6 protein-coding genes are annotated in these 6545 nt (G+C 46.9%); 5 read left to right on the forward strand and 1 reads right to left on the reverse strand.

From position 1 onward, the window contains the following. On the forward strand, positions 1-265 hold a 265-nt coding region (locus B3180_RS14385; protein WP_286845190.1), incomplete at its 5' end, for an ATP-binding cassette domain-containing protein. Then, entirely contained in the window at positions 265-1500 is a 1236-nt protein-coding gene (locus tag B3180_RS14390) for a lipoprotein-releasing ABC transporter permease subunit (RefSeq protein WP_278355897.1), read from the forward strand. The genes B3180_RS14385 and B3180_RS14390, both read left to right, overlap by 1 nt. Positions 1501-1502: 2 nt before the next feature. Here the strand turns inward: B3180_RS14390 and B3180_RS14395 are convergent, their stop codons facing one another. Next, positions 1503-2009, reverse strand: coding sequence for a DUF2062 domain-containing protein (locus B3180_RS14395; RefSeq protein WP_054487350.1), 507 nt, complete (start codon positions 2007-2009; stop codon positions 1503-1505). 50 nt (positions 2010-2059) lie between these two features. On the opposite strand from B3180_RS14395, the gene B3180_RS14400 reads away from it, so the two are divergent. From B3180_RS14400 to lpxK, 3 genes are all read left to right on the forward strand, one after another. Continuing rightward, the gene (locus B3180_RS14400) at positions 2060-4357 is read left to right on the forward strand and encodes a DNA internalization-related competence protein ComEC/Rec2 (protein WP_278358396.1); all 2298 of its coding nucleotides are present in this window, start codon (positions 2060-2062) and stop codon (positions 4355-4357) included. A gap of 35 nt (positions 4358-4392) precedes the next feature. Then, positions 4393-6141 carry a lipid A export permease/ATP-binding protein MsbA gene (gene msbA, locus B3180_RS14405; protein WP_286845194.1) on the forward strand — a complete coding sequence of 583 codons (1749 nt, stop codon included), beginning with the start codon at positions 4393-4395 and terminating at the stop codon, positions 6139-6141. Continuing rightward, positions 6141-6545 (forward strand): tetraacyldisaccharide 4'-kinase (gene lpxK / locus B3180_RS14410; protein ID WP_286845195.1); only part of this gene is annotated, 405 nt, incomplete at its 3' end. The genes msbA and lpxK, both read left to right, overlap by 1 nt.

The following is a 6545-nucleotide window of genomic DNA, read 5'->3' on the forward strand; positions in this document are numbered from 1 at the left end:
TCGGCCTGCGCAGTTGTCGGGGGGAGAACGTCAGCGGGTTGCTATTGCCCGGGCTTTCGTGAATAAACCGCAAATTGTGCTTGCTGACGAGCCTACCGGTAATCTGGATGGTGAGGCCGCAGAGAGTATTTATCAATTAATGCTGGAGTTGAATAAAGAAACCAACACGGCTTTTATTGTGGTAACCCATGATTTGCATCTGGCAAAGCAACTGCAGCGCGTAGAAGTCTTGAAGAACGGTGTTTTGCATAAGGAAGAAGACTAATGCGGCTTGCCTGGTTAATTGCCCGTCGCTTTCGTCAGGGAACAGCGAAACAAGGCTTCTTGTCGTTTATATCGGCGTCATCAACTATTGGTATTGCTCTTGGGTGTGCAGTATTAATTGCCGCACTGTCAATGATGAATGGTTTCAACCAGGTGTTACAGAATAAGCTCTTAGCGGTTGTACCTCAGATTGAATACAGTGCCGTTGAAGGGGCTTTGGATAACTGGGAGCTCGTGGCAGAAATTGCTGAACGGAACCCTCAGGTTGTTGCTACCGCACCGGGTGTCAATGCCACGGTAATGGTACAAACCCAGTCGACATTTCATGGCATTCAGGTTCGGGGCGTTTCGGCAGAGCATGAACAAAAAGTTTCTTCTTTATCGGATTACGTCAGTAAGGAAGACTGGCAGCGCTGGCAGCAAAAGGGTGGCTTGCTATTAGGTGCCGGGTTAGCGGAAAAACTGGATCTAGAAGTAGGCGACTCAGTTTCGTTGTTAACCCCCGAAAAATCAGAACGAGGTTTTCGCTCTCCCGAGCGTGTCAGACTGCAAGTGACGGGGCTTTTTCAGTTTGGTGGGCAAATTGATTACCACAACGCTTACGTTTCACTCGATACAGCGATAAATGAGCTGGATTTTGCCCGCGATGTCAGTTCTGTCCGATTGCGGGTAAAAGATGTGTTTTCTGCGCCGGCTGTGGCCAGACAAGTGGGTAATGAACTGCCTGAACTGGTGTACCTTGACGACTGGACGCGAAGTCACGGGCACTTGTATCGCGATATTGAACTTGTGCGCTGGGTGGTTTATCTGGTTCTTATTTTGGTTATGGCGGTTGCCTGTTTTAACATTGTATCCACGTTAATTATGACGGTCGCCAAAAAACGTAGCCAAATCGCAATGCTGAAAACCTTGGGTATGAAAGACAAAACCTTATTGCAGTCTTTTGTTCTGCAGGGGGTTATGAATGGGTTGTACGGCGTTGTTATCGGATGTGTTTGCGGAATACTGCTGGCCCAACTTTTACCCAGTATTATGTTGACGCTGGAAACCTGGTTTAATTTTGATGTGCTTTCCAGCGATATCTACTTTGTCGGTGAAGTGCCTTCTGAATGGATTTGGTCGGATGTTTTTCTGGTGGCGGGGGTAGCACTGCTAATGAGCTTGCTTGCGACTCTTTATCCGGCCTGGAGAGCAGTGAAAGTTGAACCGGCTAAAGCTTTACACCAAAGCATTTAATTTTAAGGATTACGGCGGCGCCAGGCTTTGACCACAGACTGGCGCCACAACAGACGAATACCAATGTAACCAATAAAGCTGGATAACGTTCCTAAAACCAAACAGCCAAGCAAGAAAGCCGGACCTATGGTTGAAATACTGTGCATTAACCACTCCCAACTGGCTTCAAAAGCAAAGGGCTGTGGTGGTTCTGCTAACAAAGCATTTCCTACCAGGTAGCAAAGGTAAAACATGGGGGGCATGGTAATAGGGTTGGAGACCCATACCAGACCAACTGAGAGTGGCAGATTTACGCGAAAGGGAATTGCTGATGCTGCCGCTAATAACATTTGAAAAGGAACAGGTATAAAAGCGCAGAACAAGCCTACCGCAAAGGCTCCTGACGCCGAGCGTCTGTTCAGGTGCCACAAGTTTGCGTCATGCAAAAGGCTGCCAAATAAGCGGATCGCTTTTGACTCGCGCACTTTTTGGTGATCAGGCATTAAGCGTTTAATGAAGCGTCTGGCCATAATGTGACGTTTATTACCTATCCTGTTACTGCCCCAAGGAAGGAGCAACGATGGATCGCTGGTTACTCGTGTTTTCAGGCGGAATTTTGTTCGCCTTCACTCACTCTGACATTAAATTCTGGCTGATTGTTTCAACTATCGCATTACTACTTTTGGCGATAGCTTACACCCGCATGGGGGCCGGCCCGAAAAAAGCAAAACGGCGATCGATCGCACGACTACTGATGGCGTTATTTTGCGGTATTTTATGGGCTAATGCCAACCTTTATTGGCAAAATATACGGGCAATACCGGCGTCTTTTCTCAATTCCGACGTTAAGCTCAATATCGAGGTGGATGAAATATCCCGGAGTTACCCTTACCACGTGCGGATAACGGGCAGGGTTAAAACGCTGTCAGACAACGCGTTGCCTATTTGGAAGCAATCCAGAGTCCGGTTGAACTGGTACCGGGCGAATCTTAAACAAGCCCCTAAAGCAGGAGAAACCTGGCAGCTGGTTGCGCGCTTAAAGGAAGCGACAGACTATCGTAACCACGGGAGCTTTCGGTATCGACAATATTTGCTTCGCAATAACATACACGCAATAGGAAGTATTAAAGAGGGCGTTAAGCTTGATTCTGATATCAGTCTTCGGCAAAAAGTCTTTGATTGGATACAACAGAGTGATCTGAACGAACCCGGCATACTGGCTGCCTTAACTATTGGTGAACGCAGCTTATTGAGCCGACAAACCCGGGAAAGTTGGCAAAAAACCGGTTTGGCTCACAGCCTGGCTATATCGGGTTTACATTTGGGGATGGTTGCCGCTTCCGCTGTATTCTTTTTTCGCCTCTGCTTTCGCTTTCTCCCTGTTGGCCTGAAAACCAGAGAGCTCATTAACAGCCGTTTCTGGTCGCTAGTTTTAGCGGCTTTTGCTGTAACAGGTTATGCCGCCCTGGCCGGTTTTCCCGTGTCGACAGTAAGAGCGTTGGCCATGTTTTTGGTCGTTCTTTTGCACCTGACGCTAAGTCTGAAATTAAGACCATTAAGTTTACTGTTACGAGTTACTGTTGCGGTACTTGTGGTTGATGTTTTTGCTTTGCAGGATCCGGGCTTTTGGCTTTCGATTACAGCGGTTGCGGCATTGTTCCTGGCAAGCTGGCGCTGGCAAAAAGCCCGCGGAAAACTCTCTGCTATTAAAAGCCTTTGGTCCGTTCAGTGGTTGTTACTGGTGGTTATGGCACCTTTGTCGTTTTTGCTATTTGGCGGGTTTTCGCTGCTGGCACCGTTAGTTAACTTGCTGGTATTACCGGTTATAAGCTTTTGGTTGTTGCCATTGGCGTTAGCCGGAACGGTTGCCGTACTTTTGGATTTAAGTTTCGCTTCAACACTTTGGCAATTGGCAGAGCTTCCGATTGTACATTTGAATCCGTTTATCGGTTTTTTAGCGAAGCAGCCAGTAACCTGGTTGCAATTAGATGCCTGGCCTGTAAGCCGTGAGGCAAGGTTCGGTGGTTTGTTTGCGTTAATCCTCGTGCTGCTGGTGCCGCTTAAAAACACCTGGCAACGCACAGTACTGCTTTTATGTTTGCCTCTTTCTGTTTTGGTGCTGCTAAATCAAAGAGACGGGAAGTTGCGCCTTCACGTTCTGGATGTAGGGCAAAGCCAGGCTATAGTGCTGGAGCGAAATGGCAGAGCCATGCTGGTCGATACAGGTATTGAATTTAATTCTGGTTTTAGTGTGGCCGCGTCGGTGATTGAACCGTTTTTAAATTATCATGGACTTGTTCCTGAGCTTGCGTTTATCAGCCACGGAGACAGTGACCACAACGGCGGCCGTGCTTTCTTATCAAGACGCTATCCCAATTTGCAGTGGCAGGGGGAAGGTAGCAATAAACCGTGTTTAGCAGGTGATACGGGATACTGGAATGACTTACAATGGAGAGTTTTATGGCCTGCGCGGGAATATCAAGATTCACCCGCATTAAGTAAAAATAATCGTTCTTGTGTCTTACGGGTTCAATTCCGCGGTTTTACTGTACTTTTGCCCGGAGACATTGAAATGCCTGCCGAGAAAATGCTGTTAGAGCGGTTGCGAAGCCCTGCTGAAATAGAGTCCGATGTCATGGTGGTTCCGCACCACGGTAGTAAAACGTCCACCAGTTGGCCATTATTGCAGGCCGTAGATGCGGATATCTACTTGATAAGCTATGGTCGGCATCGTGGATACCGCTTTCCCCACCGATATACTCTGGAAAGACTTGCGCGAAAGAATCGGCCCTGGCTTGGGACTATGAAGAGTGGACAATTAACCATTGTGAGTGACGGCAGTACATGGAGTTTGGAGTTACCCTTTGAAAACAGGTAGAATACCAAAAGTGTTAATGACTTAATTGAGACTACATGGATTCTCAGATTAAAAAAAAGACGACCTTCAAGCGCTTGTTAGGTTACATCAAACCTTATAAAGCGGCCTTTACCCTTGCTATTATCTGCATGATTGGCTATTCGGCCATTGATACCTTATTTTTGTCCCAAATAGAAACTTTAATTGATGATGGTTTAACTGAGCAAGACTCTAAAATATTGCTCTACGGTGCGCTTTTTGTTCCTTTTATTTTTATCCTTAGAGGGTTACTAAACGTAGCTTCCAGTTATTTCCTGCATTGGGTTGGCTTTAAAGTTGTCACTAAAATGCGTCAGCAGTTATTCGACCATATGATGAAGCTGCCTGTCAGCTTTCACGACCAGCACTCAACCGGTGACTTAATCTCGAAAATAACTTATGACACTCAGCAAGTAGCCGAAGCGAGTAGCCGCGCGCTACTGGTTTTGATTAAGGAAGGTGCGTTTGTTATTGGCTTGCTTGGGTTGATGTTTTATCAAAGTTGGCAACTGTCGTTAGTATTTTTGGTTGTAGGTCCTTTAATTGCTAAAGTTGTTGGGGTCGTGTCCAAGCGCTTCAGAAAAGTCAGTAGTCGTATCCAGACGGCTATGGGCAATGTTACAACAACCGCTGAACAGATGATTAATGGCCACAAAGTGGTCGTAATGCATCAAGGACAAAAAGGTGAGTCTGCACGTTTTTCCGAGATCAATAACATTACCCGCAATCAGAATATGAAGCTGGTAAATCCCCGAGCCATTAGTACTTCGGTTATTCAGTTTATTGCTTCTTTAAGTCTTTCCATGGTTTTGGTTATTGCCAGTTTTCCGGAGATGCTGGGAGAGCTTTCAGCCGGCGCATTTACAACTTTGCTGACAGCTATGATTATGTTGCTGCGCCCATTAAAGCAGTTAACGAACGTGAACAGTGATTTCCAGCGGGGTATAGCCGCGGCTACCAGTGTGTTTGATATTCTTGATGAGCCCATTGAAATTGATAAAGGGTCTCGAGTTATTGATCGTGCGGCCGGGGATATTGTTTTTGAAGATGTGACTTTTGCTTATCAAAAAGATGATGAGCCAGCACTTCAGCAAATTAATTTTAGCGTAAAACAAGGCAAAACCCTTGCATTGGTGGGTCGCTCGGGCAGTGGTAAATCGACGATTTCAAACCTGCTGACCCGGTTCTATGATGTAGAGCAGGGTCGCATTTTGCTCGACGGCTACAACATTAACGACTATAAACTGAAATGTCTGCGTCGCCAGTTTGCTCTGGTTTCACAAAACGTGACCCTGTTTAATGACACTATCGCTAATAATATTGCTTATGGTGCAGCGAAAGAGTTGTCACGGGAGCAAATCACTAAAGCAGCAGAGCAGGCTTACGTTACCGAGTTTACTGATAACATGCCGAAAGGGCTGGATACCATGGTCGGCGAAAACGGAGTGATGTTATCCGGAGGGCAGCGGCAACGTATCGCTATTGCTCGTGCATTATTGCAGGACGCTCCTATTCTGATTCTGGACGAAGCTACATCGGCGCTGGACACCGAGTCTGAACGTCATATTCAGGATGCTTTAGGCACCTTGCGCCAAAACCGGACCGCCATTGTCATTGCACACCGCTTGTCGACCATTGAAAATGCGGACGAAATTATCGTAATGGATAACGGCGAGATTGTTGAGCGAGGTACCCATCAGCAGTTACTGGATCACGAAGGCGCGTATTATCAATTGCATAACTTGCAGTTTAGCGGAGGCGCCTAGTGTGGCTACAAAAGCAGTGGTATAAAGCCAACCTGCATCCTCTTTTAATTTTGCTGGCACCGCTGTCATTGCTGTTTTGGCTACTGACCAACCTGCGCCGCAGTTTTTACCATTTAGGCCTGATAAAACGCTATAAAGCAGAAGTGCCTGTTATCGTTGTCGGTAATATCAGCGTTGGCGGTACGGGGAAAACGCCAATGGTGGTTGCTCTATGCCAGTGGCTGAAAGATGAGGGTTGGACGCCGGGTATTATTAGCCGTGGTTATGGTGCAAAAGGTCCATTTCCTCATTCCATCGCAGAAAATGATAATGCCGCAGATGTTGGAGATGAACCTTTGCTTATGCGCCGGAGAACCGATTGTCCGGTAGTCATCGCACCTAAACGAGCCGAGGCCGCGCAGCTC

Source organism: Idiomarina sp. UBA4206, from assembly GCF_002383015.1.
Taxonomy (GTDB): domain Bacteria; phylum Pseudomonadota; class Gammaproteobacteria; order Enterobacterales; family Alteromonadaceae; genus Idiomarina; species Idiomarina abyssalis.